The sequence below is a fragment of the Morganella sp. TYF_1 genome (assembly GCF_043105645.1).
Classification (GTDB): domain Bacteria; phylum Pseudomonadota; class Gammaproteobacteria; order Enterobacterales; family Enterobacteriaceae; genus Morganella; species Morganella morganii_B.
The window spans coordinates 192,825-214,306 of the sequence record NZ_JBICLU010000027.1 but is presented as its reverse complement, the minus strand read 5'-3'; the positions used below and the strand labels follow the sequence as shown (position 1 = coordinate 214,306).

The window sequence follows — 21,482 nt, the reverse complement described above, 5'->3', positions numbered from 1 at the left end:
GATATAGTGCCGGGATAAAACCGGCACACTGCCCGGCGGCTGTTTCCCGAACCGGAGATGATTTTGAAAAAACACCCAGAGGATGCCCCTTTCCGGCAGTCACCCGAGGATAATTGCAGATTCACCTTTATCGATCTTTTTGCCGGCATCGGCGGGATCCGGCTGCCCTTTCAGCAACTGGGTGGTCGTTGTGTGTTCACCTCTGAGTGGGATAAATTCGCCCAGCGTACCTATTTTGCTAATTACGGGGAGATGCCTGACGGCGATATCACCCTGATCGCCGCAAAAGATATTCCGGATCACGATATTCTTCTCGGCGGTTTTCCGTGCCAGGCATTTTCACAGGCAGGTGCGCGTCAGGGGTTTAACGACACCCGCGGCACCATGTTCTTCGAAGTTCAGCGCATCATGACGGAGAAACGACCGAAAGCGTTTCTGCTGGAGAACGTCAAACAACTGCGCGGTCATGACGGCGGCCGGACGTTACAGACCATCCTCGATATTCTGCGCGGACAGTATGAACGGACCGTACCGGATAATATTCCGCTGAGTGAGGAGACGCGCAGTGCGTTATCGCAAAAACTGAACTATTGGGTTGATTTCCGTGTGCTGCGTGCCGCCGATTTCGGTATTCCGCAAAACCGCGAGCGTATTTTTATCATCGGTTTCGATCGCGACCAGTTTCCGGATGCGGATTTTGATACCTTATTTTCCTGGCCGGAACCGACTCATCAGCCCACCCGTCTCGGCGATATTCTCCAGAGCAAAAAAATACTGGCGGAAGATGCCGTGCGCTATAAAAAAGATCGTTTTACCATCTCGGATAAATTATGGGCCGGCCATCAGAAACGGAAAAAAGAACATAAAGCCAGAGGTAATGGCTTCGGATATTGTCTGTTTGATAAAAACAGCGAATATACCAATACCCTGAGCGCCCGCTATTATAAAGACGGTTCTGAGATCCTGATTGACCAGTCGCGGGACGGTAAAAACCCGCGTAAACTCACCCCGCGGGAATGTGCAAACCTTCAGGGATTTCCGGAAAATTATATTACCGATGCGGTTTCCCTGGGACAAATTTATAAACAGTTTGGTAACTCTGTCTGTATGACGGTTGTGGAAGCGATTGCAGAACAACTCACGGCGGCATTAGTGCGGGCTGGTGCATTACCGCCGGTAAAATAATCTTCCGGCGGCGTACCGCATATTTTCCCGGCGAAATAGGGTAATCTGGGTTTATTCCTGAAATCAGCGGCTGAAAATCCGATGGATGTACATGACAAAGAAACCCGCTCCCGGAATATGCGCGCCATCCGCAACCGGGATACCAAACCGGAGCACCATGTCAGAAAGCTGTTGCACCATAACGGCTTTCGTTTCCGGTTATATCCGGCAGAGCTTCCCGGCAAACCCGATATATGGATGGCAAAATGGCGGACGGTCATTTTTATTCACGGCTGTTTCTGGCATATGCACGATTGTGAGAAATTCCGTCTCCCCGCCACCCGGACAGAGTTCTGGCAAAAAAAATTATCAGAGAATAAGATCCGTGATGAAAAATACAGCGCAGAACTGCACCGCATGGGGTTGCGCACATTAATCATCTGGGAATGTGCCCTGACCGGGAAAACAAAATTGTCTGACCCGATGCTGCTGACATTAATAAAAACCTGGCTGATGAGCAGTGCTGTTTCAGGCAGTATTACGGACTCCGGATTAACGATCACGCCAGGCTGATACTTTATGACACGCACCCAACGCTTACTCACCTTATTACAGATCCTGAAAGAAAACCGTTATCCGGTCACAGCGGATTCCCTCGCCTCGCAATTACACATCAGTGTGCGTTCCGTTTACCGGGATATCGAAACCCTGCGCTGCCAGGGTGCCGATATTACCGGTGAGGCCGGTCTCGGCTATCAGATGAAATCCGGCTTACTGCTGCCGCCGATGATATTTGATGTTAATGAACTGGAAGCCTTAATTCTGGGATTGCGCTGGGTACAGAGTAATGCGGATGATGAACTGAAAGCGTCTGCTGCCCGGGCGGCCAATAAAATTAATGCCGTAGTGAAAAATGAATCCCGCGCTGTTTTCAGCGACAGCACATTATTTGTGCCCGCCTCACAGCTGACACAGGTCGATAATATCATTGCCGGGAAATTGCGCCGCAGTATGCGGGAAGAGCTGAAAATCAAACTGCATTATCAGGATAAAGAGGCACAGACCAGCAACAGGATTATCTGGCCGATTGCCATCGGTTATATGAAAGAGGTGCAGGTACTGGCTGCCTGGTGTGAATTACGGCAGAGCTACCGGCATTTCCGGCTCGACAGAATTCAATCCTGTGACATATTAACCGACAGACTGCCGTACCCGAAAAAATACCTGCTCGACCGCTGGCGCAAAGACGTCCTCTGCATCCCTCCTGACAGATTCTGACACTCCCCTCACCTATGATGATGCCTCGACACACTCAACAGGAGAGCATCATGAGCGGACTGACACTTTATACTAATGCAATGTCACGCGGGAATACCGTCGATTTATTTCTGAAAATTCTGGATGTGCCGTATCAGCGCACGGAACTCGATTATGGTGCGGATATGCATACCCCGGAATATCTGGCTATCAACCCGATGGGTAAAGTACCGGCATTAACCGACGGCGACCGTGTTATCACGGAAACAGCCGCCATCTGCATGTATCTTGCCGATAAATTTATTGAAAAAGGCTTTGCACCAGCGATTGATTCTCCGGAACGCGGCACCTATTACCGCTGGTTCCTGTTCACCGCCGGTCCGGTTGAAGCCGCCTTCACCGCCAAAGAGATGGGCCAGATACTGACAGAAGAAGAACAGAAAATGTCAGGGTTCGGCTCCTTTGACCGCGTAATGGCCTGCCTGGAAACCGGACTGGCTGATGCGGCACCGTATTTATGCGGCAACACCATGACTGCCGTTGATGTGTATACCGGCTATTTCCTGATGTTCCTGGCCAAGCATGACTTAATAACTATCTCTCCGGTCATGAAAGCGTATTTAGACAGTCTGACGTTAAACCCGGCATTTGCCGCAGCCTTCTCCGGAGAATAACAGCAATCCTCCCTACCATAAGGCGGATGCAAAAATACAGCATCCGCCATTTCTGCACTTTTCTTTACTGTGTATCCGCAGTACAGTTTCCTCATTAATCTCTTTACGGTAACTCACCCGGCAGAGGAAATAATGATAATGAACGCCCTGAAAATAATCGCATTCCCGGTTCTGCTTTTTATTTCGGCTTCCGGTTTTGCACAAACGGTTACCGCCTGGGGGGATACGTTATCTGACGCAGAAGCCAAAATAGCCCGTCAGGCAGAAAAAGCCGGTGCCGGATACCAGATAACCAGTGCCAGGGTCGGCTGGGTCACGTATGTTACGGCCATACTGACACCATTACCGGAACATCTGCAAACACCCCGCAATATTTCATCTGAAGAAAAATACATTCAAAATAATGCATTACCACGCAATGAAAATAAAAAAAATCACTGGCTGACTGAAAAGTAAAAAACTATTTTATTCACGGGTATACTATACAAAATAATTCTGTCCTCTTTATTACCCTGCATCATGACAGGCAAAACTCTGCTGAATGTTGCTGCCTGACATACCCGTCAAAAATTATCCTGCCGGTATCCGGTAGCCGAATATTAAAACTCACTGTAAATAGTCTGTAACCACATCCTGAAACACTATTATCCGCTATTCGGGCGTCTGTTTTACCGCAGGATAAACGGATATTTCAGGCTACTCACCTTATAAAAGCCGGCCAACCCGTTCCTCATGGTGAATAATATTACATAGCCATTCATGAAAAGCTGATAACAACATAAAAAATAGGTAATTCACAAAACATCAGAGGAATGATCTGACCAATCCGGAAGGAAAAGTGTAAGCATGTGTGTATTCACTATCACTGTTTCCGGAGGCGCTATCCGGAAAAGTCGAAACATATAACACCTGCTGAACCATTTCACTGAAATACAAAAAACAAACAATAACCAATTGAATAAAATATAAAAAATAATATTTCGCAATGAATTTATGCGGTTTTTTTCTTACACTAATTACACGTAAAAGATCGTTAAAACCGATCAATAATAACTCCATGATAGTTTTTACCTATCACGCAGCGCGTATCGATCGTTAATAACAATTTTTTATATTTTTATATGCCTTGTATATTTCATTACCAGATGATAATTATTTATACGCGGCGGAAGAGTAACTGCAATTAATATTATTACATCCGGATTTGTAATAAATTATTACAAGATATTACGATTTTTATTTTTCTCTTAATTAATATTACTCTCTGCTGAATCAGTATCGCTGTCATATAAGGAAGCATATCACACCTGTATCCTGTTATGGCCCGGTGAGTGGAATCTATTATGAAAAATAATCAGATATTACTGCATGATGTCGGCGCACTGATACGAAAGTTACGCAAAGAAAAAAGAATGAGTGGTGTTGATCTTGGTGCAGAACTGGGGATCAGTCAGCAACAGATCTCACGCTATGAAAATGCCACGAGTGAAATATCGGTATCAACACTCATTAATATACTTGCTGTATTTAATATAACACCTGTTGAATTTTTTACCCGTATATATGATACGGAACATCATTCTTTCAGAAAATACACCACCAGGCGCCGGTAAATACCGGTTAATCAATCTGTTAATTATTGTTGTTACGCATCAGGAAGAAACATCCTGTTTTTCGCCTCACATCAATAACCATAACAATAAAAAATATCTTATTTACATAATTTTTATGTTTTCCGGAAAATAAAAATTATGAAAAGGAATACTATGAATATTAAATTGTTTATCAGGGGATATCAGGGATCCTCTTATTCTGAATTCACCGCATTATCACTCCGGGGCTGGTTAGCCGCCGCCGGACTTCTCAGCCTGAGTACCGCAGTCTGTTTACAGACAGCACAGGCTGCGGATATCGGCAGTCAGAGTGGTACCAATATTACCGTTAACGATGGCGACCGGATCACCGGCGATACCGGGGATGCATCCGGAAACCGCTATGGTGTTCTGAATACTTATAACAATAACTCAGGAACCATCAGCCTCGGTAATAATGTCACTGTTAACGTGACAGACACGGCCAAATACGCCAAAGGCGTGGTTATTCAGGGAAATAACAGCGTATTAAACGCCAATGGCTTATCGGTGGATGTAAACGGTAAAAGCGCCATAGGTATTGACCTGTCCGGTAAAAAAGTACAGGCCAGCCTGGGAACCGGCACCCGTGTTAACGTTGAAGGAACCGGGATGGCAAAAGGCGTGGTGGTCAGCAATGCCTCCTCACTGACCGCCGATCGCCTCTCTGTTGAAACCAAAGGCGACAGTGGTATCGGCCTGTCCGTTAATGATTACGGCAGTCATGCCCGCTTGGGCAGCGGCAGCACAATCAAAACTAACGGAAGCGGCAGTTCCGGGGTTTATGTCGCCGGACTGAACGGCACATCATCTGAAGGCCCGGCGCATTTTACCGCCACCGGGCTGACCATCGATGCACAGGGATCCAGTGCATACGGTATGAATATCCAGAGTGGCTCGATTGTTGATCTGGGTACCGGCAGCAAAATTATGACCAACGGCTACAACGGCCAGGGCATCTGGAGCTTCGGAAAACTCAAAGCCGATGCTCTGACAATTATTGCGCGGGGTGATATCGCCAACGCACTTGAAGTCCGGGCGGAAACTGCCGACATCGGTGCCGGTAGTCACTTTTCCTCTGAATCCGGCGGTGGTCTGGTCACTAACGGTACCACTGCGGTGATTAATTTCACCGGCACAGCGGATAACCGTAATACCATTTTCGCCGGGGGCTCTTACGGTGCATCTGCTCAGTTTTCCGGCGCTAAAATTAACCTGAAAAACACCGATATTACGATTGATCGTAACGGCAGTCTGGCTCTGGGATTGTGGGCGCTGGGCGGCGGTGTCATAACCGGTGAAAATATCTCGGTGACAGGCGCTGCCGGTACCCGTGGTATCTATGCCATGACCAGCAGTCTGATTGATCTGACCGGCGGCCTGACCATTAATATGGCAACCGCTGATCAGATAGCGATTGCCACTCAGCACAATGACGGCTATGCCGCCAGCCGGATTAATGCAACGGGCAAAATGCTGATCAACGGCGGTATTCAGTCACGTGGCGGGCTGATCAATGTGGATATGACGTCCGGTTCACAGTGGACCGGGAACGCCTACAGCGATAACCTCAACGGCGGGCAGCTGAACGTCACCATGGACAACAGCCGCTGGAATGTCACGGATGATTCCGGCCTGGATAATCTGGTACTGAATAATACCACCGTCGATTTATCGCACCGGTTATCCGGCACCGGTTACTCAACACTGAGTATCGCCAATCTCAGCGGTAACGGCGCATTCACGCTGCGCACCGATATTGTCGGTGACGGCGATGGTGTCAACAACGCCGGTGATAAACTGGTGGTAACCGGTACCAGCTCTGGTGATCATTCATTAACCGTCTTAAACCGCGGCAGCCTGGCCACAACCGGGAATGAAATTCTGACCGTCGTGGAAACCGCAGATGGTACAGCTAATTTCACTTCCGCATCTGAAGTCGAGTTAGGCGGCTATCTGTATGATGTGCGTAAGAATGGCAATAACTGGGAACTGTACTCTTCCGGCGCCTATGTTCCGCCACCGGTAGTTCCGGATCCTGATCCTGAGCCGGAACCAAAACCGAAGCCGGAACCTGAACCTGAAAAACCAAAACCACCGATCACCACCACCGCAGATGCAGGCGGTAATTTCCTGAACGTGGGCTATCTGATTAACTACGCAGAGACTCAGACACTGATGCAGCGCATGGGTGACCTGCGCCAGAACGGCGGAGATAATAATGCATGGCTGAGAGGCTTCGGCGGTAAATTCAATTCCTTTGCCGGCGGTAAAATGAGCGGATTCGGCATGACCTACGGCGGTACACAGCTGGGCTTTGATAAACGTATCTCACCCGACACGCCGCTGTATATCGGTACCTTTGCGGGCTTAACACAAGGCTCGCCGGACTATCGCGGCGGGGACGGCACTGTCCGCTCATACCACCTGGGGCTTTACACCACCTATATGGCAGAGAACGGTTTCTATGTTGATGGTATTGCCAAAATTTCCCGGCTGAAAAATAAATTCAGCGTATCGGACAGCCAGAACAATACTGTCAGCGGCGACGGCAGCTCAACGGGGGTCAGTTTATCAGCGGAAGCAGGCCGGAAATTCAGCCTGAGTCAGACCGGCAATGGTTTCTATATCGAACCGCAGGCGCAGCTGACCTACAGCCATCAGGGCTCAGCCGGTATTCACGCCGGCAACGGCCTGAAAATCGACCTCAGCAACTATGATTCCACCATCGGACGCGCCGGTACGCTGATTGGGTATGAAACCACCACCGGTGACAACCGGATCAACGTTTACCTGAAAACCGGTTTTGTCAGAGAGTTTCAGGGCAATACCGACTATAAACTGAACGGCTCCCGCGAAGCCCACAGCTTCAAAGGAAACTGGTGGAACAACGGACTGGGCATCAGCGCCGGGATCAGCAAAAAACATACCCTGTATGCAGAGGCTGACAGCGCAACAGGCAACCGGTTTGATCAGTACCAGATTAACGGCGGATACCGTTTCAGTTTTTAATATAATTCCTTGTAATAAAGTGACAGCGGAGTATTGTTTAAAACAGAGACTCAACGTACTGATAGTTATTTTCCCGGACAGTTTTAACTCTAAGGAGCAAATAATGAGTACATCTAAAGACCTGCAGGTCAGGCCCTTAAAAACCCCTTCAGATTTATCTCCGGAAGCGACTCAATCCATCAGCGCTGCAATGAATGCGATACTCGCTGATATTTTCGCTATTTATCTGAAAACAAAAAACTTTCACTGGCATATGAGTGGTCCGCATTTTCGCGATTATCACCTTCTGCTGGATGAGCACAGTGAGCAGCTATATGCAATGACGGATCCGATTGCTGAACGTGTCCGTAAAATTGGCGGTATGACATTACGTTCCGTCAGCCAGATTTCAAAAATGCAAAGAATCAATGATAACAACGCGGACTATGTTGAACCGTTAGATATGCTCGCGGAACTTTGCGAGGATAATAAACAGTTAGCTGCGGAATTCAGAGAAGCACATGAATTAACATCCGGGTATGGTGATTACCCGACAACCAGCCTGATTGAAAACTGGATTGACGAAACGGAGCGCCGTGTTTGGTTTTTATTCGAAGCCTGCCGCGAAGCAAAAACATCCGGCCACTGATTATCAGGTTTTAAAACCAAATTGATCAAAGCCCCTGTTTCCGGGGGCTTTTCTTTATCAGGGGGCTTACAAAGACTCCCGCGGATAGTAGAAATCTGCTGCAGGTGATCGCCTCCCTTTCTTCCGTACCGGTATAAATTTTAGTTCCATACCGCATAACTATGGTTAATAATACTCATTATCGTTATTATTCGTCTTTCCGGGGCGCTATGGCTAATTTTTTTTATTTCAAACCTTCGGCTATTACACTTCATGTTTTCGTTGCCCTTTGTGCTGTACCTGCGTACTCACAAACAGCAAACAATAATACTTCTGATACCGTTGTTGTCAGTGCCGGGGCGCTGAAAGTTGACACTGCATTACAGGAAACTCCGCAATCCGTTTCTGTTATTACGCAAAAAGAGCTGGAAACCCGTGCACCGCAAAAACTGGATGAAGCACTGCGCTACACCGCCGGGGTAACAGCTCAGCCTTACGGTGCAGATAATGACACTGACTGGTTTAAAGTCCGTGGTTTTGATGCCGCGACCTATCTGGATAACAGTCGTTTATTCCGCGACGGGTATTATACCTGGCTGCTTGAACCTTACGGTTTCGAAAAAATTGAAGTTGTTAAAGGGGCGTCTGCGGTTCTGTTTGGCGAATCTACCCCCGGTGGTGCGGTAAACGTGGTGACTAAAAAACCGCTGTTTACCCCGAAAGGGGAATTTTTCCTTGAAGCAGGAAATAATGATCAGCGCGGGTTTGGTTTTGATGTTGCCGGTCATGCCAGCGATGATGGTGATATCCGTTACCGGGTAGTCGGTTTAATGAAACAGGCGGACGGTGAACTGGATAAAACGGATAACAAACGAATTTATCTGGCGCCTTCGCTTGCAATGGCACTTTCTGACGATACCATGCTGACACTGATGGCAACGTATCTGCATGATGACGGTACACCAACCAACCCGTTTTTCCCTGCAGCCGGTACATTGATCGATTCACCTTACGGTAAAATTAAACCGTCAGCGAATCTTGGCGAGCCGGATTATGATAAATACAAGCGCTCACAGTTTTCCGCCGGATATCTGCTGGAACACGATATTGACACAACCTGGCGTTTCACCCAGCGCCTGAATTATGGTTATAACTCACTGACGCTGCGCAGTGTGTATGCATTTCCGAACGCAGATACATCTGCAACCTCTCTTGCCCGCGGCGTTGTATTCCGTGACGGGAACAGCCAGAGTATCACATTCGATAACAACCTGACGGGACAGTGGGATTCAGAACGTCTGGAGCACACCCTGCTGGCAGGGGCTGAAATTCAGTATCACCGGACAAAAGGGGATGAACAGGACAGTTATGCATTCAGTCCGATCAATCCGTGGAATCCGGTCTACGGACAATACGTACCACTGGATCCGGCTGACAATATTAACCGGACAATCAATAAAACGCAGGCAAGCCTCTATTCCCGGTACCAAATCAAGCTGGACGGTAAATGGATTGGTGTTGCCGGGATGCGTTATGATCAGGTAAAAACTGAGAATAAAAATCAGACAGCTCATAACGATAAATCCCGGAATGATGGTGAGGTGAGTGTCAATGCCGGGCTGATGTATCTGGCGGATAACGGGTTATCACCCTATACCAGCTATTCACAGTCATTTGAAGTGATGAGCACCATCGACCCTGCGACCGGCGATTTGTATAAACCGCTGAAAGGTGAACAAATTGAGGCCGGCGTCAAATATACGCCTTCATTCCTCGATGGTTATCTGAATATTGCCTGGTTCAGTATTGAACAGAAAAATGCACTGGTTACCAATCCGGATACTTCTGTTGCCACACAGACAGGAAAAGTCACATCAACGGGCGCAGAAGCTGAAGGATTTGTGAAGTTGACTGATAATGTCAACGTTCAGGCATCCTATACCTACACAAATGCCAAAACAGATAATACCGGTGGTCAGGGACGTAAGCAGACTGCGCTTATCCCTGAGCACATGGCTTCCGCCTGGATCAATTACACACCGCCGGTAACCGGCAGCGGAGAACTGACACTCGGCTCCGGTGTCCGCTATCTCGGTAAATCAAAAGACAACCCGGCGAGCAGTGACCGCACGGTGTCCGCTGCGGCATTATGGGATGCTGCGGTCATTTATAAGCTGAACAAACAGTGGCAGCTTCAGGTCAATGTGAATAATCTGCTGAATAAAGAATATATTTCTGCATGTGATTATTACTGCTATTACGGCCAATCCCGTTCTGTTGTCGTTCAGACCAAATACAGCTGGTAGTTATGTTTGCACTGAATGATATCCGTGTTGTCCGTGACGGGAGGGTAATTTTATCCGTCCCGTCCCTGACCATCCCGGCAACGGAACTGACGGTTGTACTTGGCCATAACGGGTCAGGAAAATCCACCCTGGTTGATCTGCTGGCCGGTCAGACCCGGCCGGATCAGGGGGAAATTTTGCTGAATAATAAAAACCTCACCGCTTACACCAAACGGGAGCTGGCACAACAAGTGGCATTTTTGCCGCAAAAACTGCCGGTTTCTGCCGGGCTGACCGTTCGTGAGCTGGTCAGTCTGGGACGTTTTCCCTGGCGCGGCACATTTGGCCGCCGGCATCCGGAAGATAACATTATTATCTCACAAGCCATGGAGAGTGCCGGTGTCACGGAATTTGCACAAATACCCGCCGATAACTTATCCGGTGGTGAACGCCAGCGTGCATGGGTTGCCATGTTACTGGCACAGCAATCCCCGGTACTGATCCTCGATGAGCCGACATCCGCGCTGGATATTCATCATCAATACCAACTGATGAGGCTGCTGCAGGATTTAAACCGCACACAGCGTACCGGTATCATCGTTATCCTTCATGATCTTAATCTTGCATTGCAGTATGCAACCCATATTATCGCCCTGAAAAAAGGCAAAGTCGCGTTTGAAGGCGATGCTGCACTGCTGGAGGATGAAACCCGTCTTTCCGGATTATATGAAACCGCTATCCGGTTAATACCGCATCCGGGTACGGAACACCGAAAAGTGGCAGTCGTATGCAACTGATATTATTACGTTTAATTCGGTTATCCGCCCTGTTTTTTTTGATGTTCGCGGGAACAGGGTTGGCGGCTGTCACAATAAATGATGACCGTGGCGGGCACACGTTTGAAACCATACCGCAGCGGGTCGTGGTGCTGGACTGGGATCTGCTTGAACAAACGCTGTCATTAGGGATAACCCCTGCCGGAGCAACAGAAACCAGCGGTTACCGGCAGTGGGTCGGACTGCCGGTACTGACAGAAAATGTGGCTGACACCGGAACCCGGGCAGAACCGAATCTCGAAAAAATTGCCGGACTGAAGCCGGATGTCATCCTGGCGGGCGCATCACAGGCAGATCTGATTCCGCTGTTAGAACAGATAGCGCCCGTCGTTTATCTGACCAATTTTTCATCAGCAGATGATGCCGCTCCGGTGGCTATCCGTCACCTTAAAACGCTGGGGATACTTTTTGGCAGAGAACAGCAGGCTGATGAACAACTGGCTGCTTTAACGCAGCGGTTTACGGAGCTGAGCAATAAATTAGCGGCGGTCTATCCGCCGGGTACACGGGTTACTGTCATTCGCTTTTCCACGCTGACCACCGTCTTTCTGCCGGCTGATAATTCTGCTGTTAACTATGTACTGCGTAACCTTAGCCTGACACCGGCAATCCCCCTGGACGCGCAGCCCTGGGGAATCGCCCAGCGGCGGATCAACGTATTACAGGACGTCGGTGATGGCTATGTTCTCTGGTTTCGCCCTTTTCCTGAAGAAAAAAAACTGGCAGACACCCGTTTGTGGCAGGCGATGCCATTTGTGAAGCAGGGCAAAATCAATGGCGTTGCACCGGTCTGGAATTACGGTGGTGTCCGTTCATTGCAGCGGATGGCGGATGCCATTACGGATAGTTTGCTGGAGATTGCGCCCGCCTCATGAAAATCCGTTACCTTATACTCTTTCCGCTGCTGTTTATTCTGCTGATAGTGATTAACTTGCAGCTTGAGCCCGGCTTATCTCCGCAACAGCAACTCAGCCTGATTTTTACGCCGGAAGCGGCACAAACGTTTCCGGCTGTCTTTTATCTTTACGGACAATTGCCGAGACTGTGCATGGCATTGCTGGCGGGTGCAACGCTGGGGCTGACCGGCAGCCTGATGCAACAACTGACACAAAATAACCTCACGTCCCCGATGACACTCGGAACATCATCCGGTGCCTGGCTTGCACTGGTTATTTTATCTGTCAGTTTCAGTGAATTGTCTGCTGATTATGCCGTTCCTGTTGCAACCGCAGGTGCGCTGCTGGCGTTTGCATTTGTTATCCTGATTACAGGAAGCCGTAATATTACAGGATTACCACTGATTGTTTCCGGAATGGTGGTCAATATTCTGCTTGGTGCCATTGCAACCGCGGTGATTACACTGAATTCGCAGTTTGCGCAAAATATTTTTATGTGGGGAGCCGGCGATCTGACTCAGGATGGCTGGCAGAATGTCACCGATGTTATGCCGCGCCTGCTGCCAGTTTTGTTTATTCTGCTGTTCGCCCCGCGGATACTGACGGTATTACGGCTGGGACACCAGGGCGCACAAGCACGCGGATTATCTGTTTTACCGGTATTTTTGCTGTTTATGGTACTTTCAGCATGGCTGGTTTCAGTCGTGATCAGCACTGCCGGTATGATTGGCTTTATCGGATTGCTGGCACCGAATCTTGTCCGGATTGCCGGTGCACGCACTGCGTTACAGGAGCTGATATTCTCCGTGATTGCCGGGGCGTTTTTACTGTTGTTTGCTGACACCCTGGCTCTGGCGCTCGGGCAACTGATGCAGACGGTGATCCCGACCGGTGTGATGACTGCCGCTATTGGTGCACCTGCACTTATTGTATTCAGCCGCCGCCGTTTCACCGCACAGGATCAGATGACAATTATTCTGAAACCGGTTATCTCTCCCCGTTTTCTGCCGCACGCAATGAGTGTTGTTGTACTTCTGCTGTTTGCCGGGCTGATGACCACGGTCTTTTTTCAGCAATCGGAAACCGGCTTCCTGTGGGGGGCTCCGGAGCCTTTCCGCTGGTCTCTGAGATGGCCGCGGTTATTGTCTGCTGCCACGGCAGGTGTTGCACTGGCGCTGGCCGGAACCCTGTTACAACGGTTAATTTATAATCCGCTGGCAAGCCCGGATATTCTTGGTGTGTCATCAGGGGCGACGGTTGCACTTATCCTGATAAGCGTGTTAACGGGAAATATGATCCAGACTTCCCTCTGGGGAGCCGCACTGACCGGCAGTGCCCTGGTACTGGGGCTTCTGCTTTTACTCGGACGCCGGCACCAGTTTGCACCGGCAACATTAATCCTTACCGGGATTGCGCTGACAGCGGGACTGGAAGCCTTTGTGCAGTTCTTTCTGGCGCAGGGGGCATTGAGTAATTACCGGATACTGCTGTGGCTGTCCGGTTCCACCTATCGCGTCAGCGGAGAACAAAGTGTACTTTTTGCATCCGTGATTGCCGGACTGACAGTGATCATACTGGCACTCAGCCGCCGTCTGACGCTGATATCCATCGGCAGAACATTTGCTCAGGCCCGCGGATTGCATACCGGCCGTACCGCTCTGCTGATGCTGACACTGGTTGCTCTGTTGTGTGCGCTGGTGACAGCAACTGTCGGACCACTGGCCTTTACCGGTCTGATTGCACCACATATGGCGGCGTTGTGCGGTGCTCAAAAAGTGAAATCACAGCTGATTTTTGCCGGGCTGGCAGGAGCCGTACTGATGATATGGGCGGACTGGCTGGGACAAACGCTTATCTGGCCATCACAGATAGCAGCCGGAACATTGGTCTCTGTCCTTGGCGGCAGCTATTTCCTGGGGTTAATGCTGGTCAGCCGCTTTCGGAAACAATCATGAAACAGACAGGTCCGATACCACCATCAGCCATTTCACCCGGCAACTGCGGAAGCGTTTGTCACTATGCACTGACAGAAAACCGCAGCCGGATTATCCGGGAAACCGGATTACCGGCTGCATTTTTCAGATTATCTCAGTTTCCGCAGAATGCCTGCGGATATTACAGCACTTCCCCCGTCAGCAAATAAGGCGAGTTCACGGGTGCCCGGTTTCGGGTAAATCCGGCTGGACAGTGTTGCATCCCCGTCATTAACAAAGACTTCCGCAGAGGAACGATCAATAAATATACGGAGTGTCAGTTGCTCTCCTGCCGGTAATGCAATACTGCGGTAACTGTTTGAATTATCTCCGGGGTTATATCTCCACAGTATCAGGCGTTTTTGCTGATTATCGGCATATAATTCCATGGCATGGCCCAGCCGTATACCATAACGTTCGGCATGACTTTCTGCGGTATTCCAGGTTATTTCCAGTTCTGTTGCACCACTATTTTCAGCTAATACCTTTTTGCCATGTAGTATACCGCCGGTTACCGGGGTGCTTTCCCGGTGCAATAACGCTGTTTCACGGACAGGACGCTGACATAACCGACCATCCCGTTCGAATAATTCCCGCGGCAGTGTCATACATCCGGCCCAGCCTTCCTGTTTTGACGGCATGGGTGATTCCCACATATCCATCCATGCCATGATGATACGGCGTCCGTCCTGCGCGGTAAAAGATTGCGGGGCATAGAAGTCATGCCCGTGATCCAGTTCCTGAAACTTTTGTGTTTGCGCAAATACAGTGCCGGGCTGCCAGTGTCCCCGGAGAGTACCGCTCTGGAAACGATTACGGTACTGATAACCGTCAGGCTGCATACCTTGCGGGGAAAACATCAGATAGTGGTGTTTACCGCAGCGGAAAAAATCAGGACATTCCCACATATAACTGTCGCCATAATCCGCATGAGCCAGAACACGATCGAATTGCCAGTCTCTCAGTGACGTTCCGCGATACAGTAATACCTGTCCTGTATCTGAGGCATCGCGGGCTCCCAGAACCATCCACCATACATTATCTTCACGCCAGACTTTCGGATCGCGGAAATGCATGATGCCGTCAGGCGGAGTCAGTACAACGCCCTGTTTCCGGAAATGTATCCCGTCTGTGGTTGTCGCCAGACACTGAACCTCGCGGATAGCACTGTCATCACCTTCATCACCAAGCCAGACATGTCCGGTATAAATGAGCGATAACACGCCGTTATCATCAACCGCACAACCGGAAAAACAGCCGTCACGGTCATATTCTTCCCCGGGAGCCAGCGCTATCAGCTCGTGGTGCCATCGGATCATATCTTTGCTGGTCGCATGCCCCCAGTGCATTGGCCCCCAGTCCGCATTTACCGGGTGATGCTGATAAAAGGCGTGATAATATCCGTTAAAATAGATAAGCCCGTTCGGATCATTCATCCATCCGGCCGGCGGGGCAAGATGAAAGTCAGGATAGAATTCATCACCACGCCGGGAGCGGAGCTGTTCAAGTGCTGATTGCGCGTCCAGAAGTTGTTGTTTCATTATATTACCGTCCGTTTTTCAATGGTGATGTGGCGGGTTCCGGGTGTGCCGGTTTGCGTAAGCAGCAGTCCTGATACCACCGTCATGATCAGAACGATGGAGGCGAGGATCATATAGGTATCAGCGAAGCCCAGAGTGTCGTAACCGTACCCTGCCAGCGGCGACAGAATCGCCGCACATAGTGAGGAAATAAACTGGAATCCGACCAGATAAATCGTTGCTGACAAGCGTTTATCAAATACAGTCGTGATATATTTAAATAATGAAATCAAAAGGATAGGAAGCTCTACGGCATGCAGTAATTTCATCAGTGAAATAGTGACAGCATCCGCCGCAAGCCCTGATCCGAAAATGCGTAACGCCATCACAAATCCGCTGATAAGCAGGCCGTTTTTGGCTCCGACGCGGTTTACCAGAAAAGGCGCGAGGAACATTCCGCCTGCTTCCAGAAAAACCTGAAGGGAATTCAGGTATCCGAACATTTCATTTCCTTCATTCACATCGGTGAACATGGACGCGAAATATACCGGAAACTGTTGATCATACACATTATAGACACTGACCCCGCAGACAAATATAACCAGTGACCAGAATGAACGCATACGAAGCAGAGCAAAGGCATCCGAATATGTCAGTGCATTGCTTTTTCCGAATTCAAGTTCATTCATTGCGTGAGGCCGTACGTCCCGCAGTGTCCATAATAAAATCAGAAACAGCACTGCGGAAACAGAGCCCATTGCAAAGTTCAGATTAGGGTCGATATTAAATAATATCCCCGCTAAAAATGTGGCACCAGCCCAGCCAAGAGAACCCCACATGCGGGCACGACCGTATTCAAATCCGGCAATGCGGCTGACCCGTTCAGTGTAAGACTCCAGAGCCCCTATGCCTGCAAAAAAAGTTGCCCCGACGTAAACGCCCAGACTGATAGCACCGGCAACAATATTCCACCGTAACAGCGGGGTACAGACAAAAATAAACCACGGACCGCTGATAAGCAGCAGCAAGCCGATAAACAACAGTAAATTTTTACGTAAACCGAGCTTATCCTGAATGAATCCGTACAGCGGCTGAGCACAAAATGCCGTCAGACTGATAACAGAAAAAATAATACCGGTATCGGTTCCCTTCAGGCCGACTTTTTGGCTGAGCCAGAGCGACACCAAAGAAAACACAGATGACCATGTCCAGAAGAATGTGAATAACAGGCCGCTCAGAGTCATGTAAGCATAGCGATTAATACGTATTTTATTACTCATGGGCAGATTCTCTTTCGTTGGATTGGTTATATTCTTAATGTCAATGCTGTTTTACGAAAACCCGAATAAGGTGATAACCGGATGTTAATCACTAATGTTAATGTTAACACTAAGGTTTTGTGACTCACGTCACGTTACTCTGATAGGCTGAATAAATAATTATATTATTGGTTGCTATACTCTCTCCGGTCGTCGGGTGACCGTTATTTCCGGGATGAAGGAAGCAGCCAGAGTAATCGGGGGGAAAGGATGGTATTTCTGAAGGATGTGGCGAAGCTGGCTGAAGTTTCCATGATGACCGTATCAAGGGCGATCAACAAGCCGGATAAACTAAAAAAAGAAACGTTGGCTCGTGTTCAGGATGCCATCCGTAAAACCGGCTACACGCCGGATCTGTCGGCGCGGATGATACGCAGCAGCCGTTCAGGACAGGGGCCGCGGACGATAGGTGTGTTAGCACTGGATACCGCAACATCACCATTCTGTGTTGATATTATTTTATCTGTGGAGGAAACGGCCCGCTCATACGGCTGGAACAGCTATATCGTCAATATGCTGGCAGGGGATAATCCGGAATCCATTGCGGATCTTTTGCTCTCGCATCGTCCGGACGGAATAATTTTTACCACAATGGGCCTGCGGCAGGTCGAAATTTCAGGGCGGATGCTGAAAGTTCCTCTGGTGCTGGCGAATTGTGAAAGTGTTAACACATCGACAGCGTCTTACATACCGGATGATGAAAACGGACAGTATGATGCGGTAAGTGCATTGCTGAAGGCAGGCCGCCGCCGGCCCCTGTGCCTGTACCTGCCGGCTGAACATCCGGCGACAGCCCGCCGTATAAGAGGTCTGACGCGCGCCTTCCGGGATTATGGTGAGGATACCGGAAACTTACTGCATCATTATTTATCTGATGAACATTATGCCGATATTCCGGATGTGGTGCGCAGGTATATCCGTCACGGTAAACCGGAATTTGATTCTGTTATCTGCGGAAATGACAGAATCGCGTTTATTGTATATCAGATTTTACTGGCCTGCGGACTGAATATCCCTGCTGATGTTGCCGTGATCGGTTATGACAATATGGTCGGGATCGGAGGGCTATTTATTCCGCCACTGTCAACTGTGCAATTGCCGCATTATGAAATAGGGCGGCAGAGTGCACTGCATATTATTAACGGTGAAACACACCGAGATACCGTTTGTATTTCTTCACCGTGGCTGAGCCGGGCCTCAGTGTGAATGACCGGAACCGGAAAATGCGCCGGTATTCCGCATAGTTTGTGCCGTAAGATTCTCCCTGAATAATGTTACTGTTTTCCGTATTTATCGGGCGGTATCTTTTGGCACGGTAGCTTAATCGTTTTAGCTTAATGTAAAATTGTCAGCGGAGTTAATTATGACATCAAAAGTATGGGTTTTAGGTGATGCCGTTGTTGATTTATTAACGGATAAACCGGGTTATCTGTTGCAGCTTCCGGGAGGCGCCCCGGCCAATGTGGCGGCCGGTATTGCACGTCTTGACGGAAAAAGTGGTTTTATCGGCCGGGTGGGAGATGACCCGTTTGGTCGCTTTATGTACCGGACGCTGACAAACGAAAAAGTGGATACCGGGTATATGCTCTGTGATCCCCGCCACCGAACATCCGTTGTTGTGGTGGAACTTGATGAAAATGGTGAGCGGACATTCACGTTTATGGTTCGTCCTTCGGCTGATCTTTTTCTGGAGCAGGAAGATTTACCGGTATTTCATGAAAATGAATGGCTTCATGTCTGCTCTATTGCACTAAGTGCCGAACCATCCCGGAGTACTGCATTTCAGGCGATGGCTCAGATATGTGAGGCGGGGGGACGTGTCAGCTTTGATCCTAATATCCGTACCGATTTATGGCAGGATGAAACATTACTGCGGGATTGTCTGCATAAAGCACTGACGTTTGCATCTGTTGTTAAGTTATCAGAGGAAGAACTCTTTTTTATCAGCGGTGAAACGAATATTCAGCGGGGAATTGACCTGCTGGCGGCGAAGTATTCTCCTGAGCTATTACTGGTAACGCTGGGAAAACAGGGCGTCATGGTCTATTGGGACGGAAAAACACAGCATTTCGCGGCAACACCTGTTGTTACCGTTGATACCACCGGAGCCGGTGATGCATTTGTGGCCGGTTTATTGGCTGGTCTTGCAATATACGGACCCGTGGAGGATGAGCAGGTGCTAAGTACGGTAATCAGGCAGGCTCAGGTCTGCGGTGCCCTGGCAACAACAGCGAAAGGGGCTATGACTGCATTACCTTACCGGCGGGAGTTGCTGAATAGCCTGTAAATAAAATTCGTTTGTCATTCTTTTACCGGGTTTTGTATAACAGAGCCGGATGAACGTTCCTCTTGAGCTTGTCGCCAATAACCGCCGGGACTGTTTTTTCCGCAGTGATAAATATTTCACACAAAAACAGTCCCTATATTGCATCCCGTCCCGAAACCCGGGTTCGTCATGACGGGGTTAATCATCGAATTGGCTTTTATCAGTTTGCGCAAAAAAGGGCCGGTAATGACCGAAAAAAAACCTGCACTCAGGAATTAACTCAGGCAGGTTTATCGGTTTCTCATTGCCCGGAACCGGACACATGAAAGCCTGAATAACCTGCCGCCTGAGCTTTACCGGCAGCAACCGGAAAACGCTAATCAGGCTGTTTCAGATAAGGGGAAGTGGACAAAATCACTTTCTGCGGCAGAAGCTGCCCCTGACACTCTAATCAACATGAACTCAATGGTGTTGCTCAACTGAGAGATATATTAGGTAATGACAAAAAATCATTCTTAGTTAATTTCTCTATACGAGGAAAAGATGGTTATACCCAGTCAAACGTTACTTAGTATGATGCACGAAAAGAACATCCTACCCGTACAGAATATCGACTTTACTTTCAAATTAATGATGTCATGAGCCAGGCAAAAGAAGGGAGTACATTAATTTTTAGTTTAGATTCAAAAACTATTTTTGGCTGAATTAATTATTTAAATATAATATCAAACGTATACAATATGCATGCTTGATATCTTATTCAAACCGTTAATAATAGTGTTTCTAAAATTGATTTATGAAATAATAATATCTACGATCAAATCATAGAGGGGACGCTTGTGTCTGAATTTCAAGATTGGCTGGCAAATAAATCAACCGATAACTATTTTCTATACATCAAACGTCTATCCGCTAACGATACCGGGGCTACCGGAGGGCATCAGGTAGGGCTTTATATCCCTTCAGGTATTGTTACTGAGCTTTTTCCTTCCATCAATCATACCAGAGAACAAAATCCTTCCGTCTTGCTTCGTGCCTGTTATTTTTCACATTCGTGTGCGGATACTGAAGCCCGTGCAATTTATTACAATAATCGTTTTTTTGGTAAAACAAGGAATGAAAAACGTATTACGCGTTGGGGGCCAAAAAGTCCGCTTCAGGACCCGGAAAATACGGGGGCACTGGCAATTCTGGCTTTTAAGCACACGCCCGGTAATGACAGCAATAGTGTAGATGTATGGGTTTGCAACACCCCGGATGAAGAGGATATTATCGAAGCTACCCTCGGTGAAATTATTCCCGGCACACTGTTATTCGGTCCCGGTAAAGAAATACTTGGAGGATTAGCTCTTCAACCCAAAGTAACAAAGAAAAATTATAAAATTCCGGGCGCATGGAAAACTGAATTCCCGTCAGGAACTGAAATAATACAATACGCCGCCGGATATTTTTCAGCTCATTGTTCAGATCCCGATGAACAATTACTTGATCGGAGGCGTATAGAATATGATATTTTTCTCTTGGTTGAAGAAATGCATGTACTCGACATAATCCGTAAGGGATTCGGTTCTGTTGATGAATTTATAGCAATGGCTAATTCAGTCAGTAACAGACGAAAGTCAAGAGCTGGCCGGTCGCTGGAGCTCCATCTTGAACAACTTTTCCTTGAGTACGGTTTAACTCATTTTGCAACTCAATGTATAACTGAAGGCAATAAAAAACCTGATTTTATATTTCCTTCTGCCGATGCGTATCACGATGTAACATTTCCCGACAATAATCTCCATATGCTTGCAGTAAAAACAACATGCAAAGATCGATGGCGGCAAGTTTTAAATGAAGCAGACAGAATAAAAAGCATTCACCTTTTCACTCTCCAGGAAGGAGTATCACCAGCACAGTTCAGAGAGATGAAACAAGCGGGTATAACCTTGGTCGTTCCTTCTGCTTTACATAAAAAGTACCCCGATGCGATTCGTTCAGAATTAATGTCTTTAGGTGACTTTATTGCCAAACTCACGGAGATTTATACTAATTAGCAG

17 protein-coding genes are annotated in these 21,482 nt (G+C 48.3%); 15 read left to right on the top strand and 2 right to left on the bottom strand.

The window, feature by feature from the left end:
* Positions 1-63 precede the first annotated feature (63 nt).
* From ACF8OF_RS19625 to fhuB, 12 genes are all read left to right on the top strand, one after another.
* Positions 64-1,185: a DNA cytosine methyltransferase gene (locus ACF8OF_RS19625; RefSeq protein WP_392496649.1), complete on the top strand. Its 1,122-nt coding sequence runs from the start codon at positions 64-66 to the stop codon at positions 1,183-1,185.
* An 81-nt stretch (positions 1,186-1,266) separates the two neighbouring features.
* A complete protein-coding gene (locus ACF8OF_RS19620; RefSeq protein WP_262861125.1) occupies positions 1,267-1,737 on the top strand; it encodes a very short patch repair endonuclease in 471 nt (156 codons plus the stop codon).
* Between the two features lie 6 nt (positions 1,738-1,743).
* A complete protein-coding gene (locus ACF8OF_RS19615; protein WP_279798689.1) occupies positions 1,744-2,442 on the top strand; it encodes a YafY family protein in 699 nt (232 codons plus the stop codon).
* A 50-nt stretch (positions 2,443-2,492) separates the two neighbouring features.
* On the top strand, positions 2,493-3,095 hold the full coding sequence (locus ACF8OF_RS19610) for a glutathione S-transferase family protein (protein WP_262883643.1): 603 nt from the start codon (positions 2,493-2,495) through the stop codon (positions 3,093-3,095).
* 138 nt (positions 3,096-3,233) lie between these two features.
* Positions 3,234-3,551, top strand: a complete 318-nt coding sequence (locus ACF8OF_RS19605; protein ID WP_392496647.1) for a DUF1471 domain-containing protein — start codon at positions 3,234-3,236, stop codon at positions 3,549-3,551.
* 887 nt (positions 3,552-4,438) lie between these two features.
* On the top strand, positions 4,439-4,708 hold the full coding sequence (locus ACF8OF_RS19600) for a helix-turn-helix transcriptional regulator (RefSeq protein ID WP_279798695.1): 270 nt from the start codon (positions 4,439-4,441) through the stop codon (positions 4,706-4,708).
* A gap of 153 nt (positions 4,709-4,861) precedes the next feature.
* Positions 4,862-7,738 carry an autotransporter outer membrane beta-barrel domain-containing protein gene (locus tag ACF8OF_RS19595; RefSeq protein ID WP_392496645.1) on the top strand — a complete coding sequence of 959 codons (2,877 nt, stop codon included), beginning with the start codon at positions 4,862-4,864 and terminating at the stop codon, positions 7,736-7,738.
* A 103-nt stretch (positions 7,739-7,841) separates the two neighbouring features.
* Positions 7,842-8,366: a Dps family protein gene (locus ACF8OF_RS19590; RefSeq protein ID WP_262861131.1), complete on the top strand. Its 525-nt coding sequence runs from the start codon at positions 7,842-7,844 to the stop codon at positions 8,364-8,366.
* 209 nt (positions 8,367-8,575) lie between these two features.
* On the top strand, positions 8,576-10,651 hold the full coding sequence (locus ACF8OF_RS19585) for a TonB-dependent siderophore receptor (protein WP_392496643.1): 2,076 nt from the start codon (positions 8,576-8,578) through the stop codon (positions 10,649-10,651).
* A gap of 2 nt (positions 10,652-10,653) precedes the next feature.
* Positions 10,654-11,427: an ABC transporter ATP-binding protein gene (locus ACF8OF_RS19580; RefSeq protein ID WP_279798701.1), complete on the top strand. Its 774-nt coding sequence runs from the start codon at positions 10,654-10,656 to the stop codon at positions 11,425-11,427.
* A 59-nt stretch (positions 11,428-11,486) separates the two neighbouring features.
* On the top strand, positions 11,487-12,341 hold the full coding sequence (locus tag ACF8OF_RS19575) for an iron-siderophore ABC transporter substrate-binding protein (protein ID WP_392496642.1): 855 nt from the start codon (positions 11,487-11,489) through the stop codon (positions 12,339-12,341).
* Entirely contained in the window at positions 12,338-14,317 is a 1,980-nt protein-coding gene (gene fhuB / locus ACF8OF_RS19570; protein ID WP_392496641.1) for a Fe(3+)-hydroxamate ABC transporter permease FhuB, read from the top strand. Before ACF8OF_RS19575 ends, fhuB begins: the two co-directional genes overlap by 4 nt.
* Before the next feature lie 128 nt (positions 14,318-14,445).
* Here fhuB and ACF8OF_RS19565 read toward each other — a convergent pair whose 3' ends face one another.
* Together ACF8OF_RS19565 and ACF8OF_RS19560 are read right to left on the bottom strand one after the other, a co-directional pair.
* Positions 14,446-15,879 carry a glycoside hydrolase family 32 protein gene (locus tag ACF8OF_RS19565; protein ID WP_392496669.1) on the bottom strand — a complete coding sequence of 478 codons (1,434 nt, stop codon included), beginning with the start codon at positions 15,877-15,879 and terminating at the stop codon, positions 14,446-14,448.
* A complete protein-coding gene (locus tag ACF8OF_RS19560) occupies positions 15,876-17,135 on the bottom strand; it encodes an MFS transporter (protein WP_262861136.1) in 1,260 nt (419 codons plus the stop codon). Before ACF8OF_RS19560 ends, ACF8OF_RS19565 begins: the two co-directional genes overlap by 4 nt.
* Before the next feature lie 249 nt (positions 17,136-17,384).
* On the opposite strand from ACF8OF_RS19560, the gene ACF8OF_RS19555 reads away from it, so the two are divergent.
* The 3 genes from ACF8OF_RS19555 to ACF8OF_RS19545 all read left to right on the top strand — a co-directional run bounded on the left by ACF8OF_RS19555 (position 17,385) and on the right by ACF8OF_RS19545 (position 21,479).
* Entirely contained in the window at positions 17,385-18,380 is a 996-nt protein-coding gene (locus ACF8OF_RS19555; protein ID WP_279798708.1) for a LacI family DNA-binding transcriptional regulator, read from the top strand.
* Between the two features lie 157 nt (positions 18,381-18,537).
* The gene (locus ACF8OF_RS19550; protein WP_262861138.1) at positions 18,538-19,461 is read left to right on the top strand and encodes an aminoimidazole riboside kinase; all 924 of its coding nucleotides are present in this window, start codon (positions 18,538-18,540) and stop codon (positions 19,459-19,461) included.
* A gap of 818 nt (positions 19,462-20,279) precedes the next feature.
* Positions 20,280-21,479: a type II restriction endonuclease gene (locus ACF8OF_RS19545; protein ID WP_279798712.1), complete on the top strand. Its 1,200-nt coding sequence runs from the start codon at positions 20,280-20,282 to the stop codon at positions 21,477-21,479.
* The last annotated feature ends 3 nt before the right edge of the window (positions 21,480-21,482 follow it).

Coding starts and splice junctions, on each gene's coding strand:
- ACF8OF_RS19590 (WP_262861131.1), top strand. CDS start 7,842: ATGAGTACATCTAAAGACCTGCAGGTCAGGCCCTTAAAAACCCCTTCA.
- ACF8OF_RS19610 (WP_262883643.1), top strand. CDS start 2,493: ATGAGCGGACTGACACTTTATACTAATGCAATGTCACGCGGGAATACC.
- ACF8OF_RS19600 (WP_279798695.1), top strand. CDS start 4,439: ATGAAAAATAATCAGATATTACTGCATGATGTCGGCGCACTGATACGA.
- ACF8OF_RS19550 (WP_262861138.1), top strand. CDS start 18,538: ATGACATCAAAAGTATGGGTTTTAGGTGATGCCGTTGTTGATTTATTA.
- ACF8OF_RS19580 (WP_279798701.1), top strand. CDS start 10,654: ATGTTTGCACTGAATGATATCCGTGTTGTCCGTGACGGGAGGGTAATT.
- ACF8OF_RS19585 (WP_392496643.1), top strand. CDS start 8,576: ATGGCTAATTTTTTTTATTTCAAACCTTCGGCTATTACACTTCATGTT.
- ACF8OF_RS19620 (WP_262861125.1), top strand. CDS start 1,267: ATGGATGTACATGACAAAGAAACCCGCTCCCGGAATATGCGCGCCATC.
- ACF8OF_RS19560 (WP_262861136.1), bottom strand. CDS start 17,135: ATGAGTAATAAAATACGTATTAATCGCTATGCTTACATGACTCTGAGC.
- ACF8OF_RS19595 (WP_392496645.1), top strand. CDS start 4,862: ATGAATATTAAATTGTTTATCAGGGGATATCAGGGATCCTCTTATTCT.
- ACF8OF_RS19615 (WP_279798689.1), top strand. CDS start 1,744: ATGACACGCACCCAACGCTTACTCACCTTATTACAGATCCTGAAAGAA.
- ACF8OF_RS19555 (WP_279798708.1), top strand. CDS start 17,385: ATGGTATTTCTGAAGGATGTGGCGAAGCTGGCTGAAGTTTCCATGATG.
- fhuB (WP_392496641.1), top strand. CDS start 12,338: ATGAAAATCCGTTACCTTATACTCTTTCCGCTGCTGTTTATTCTGCTG.
- ACF8OF_RS19605 (WP_392496647.1), top strand. CDS start 3,234: ATGAACGCCCTGAAAATAATCGCATTCCCGGTTCTGCTTTTTATTTCG.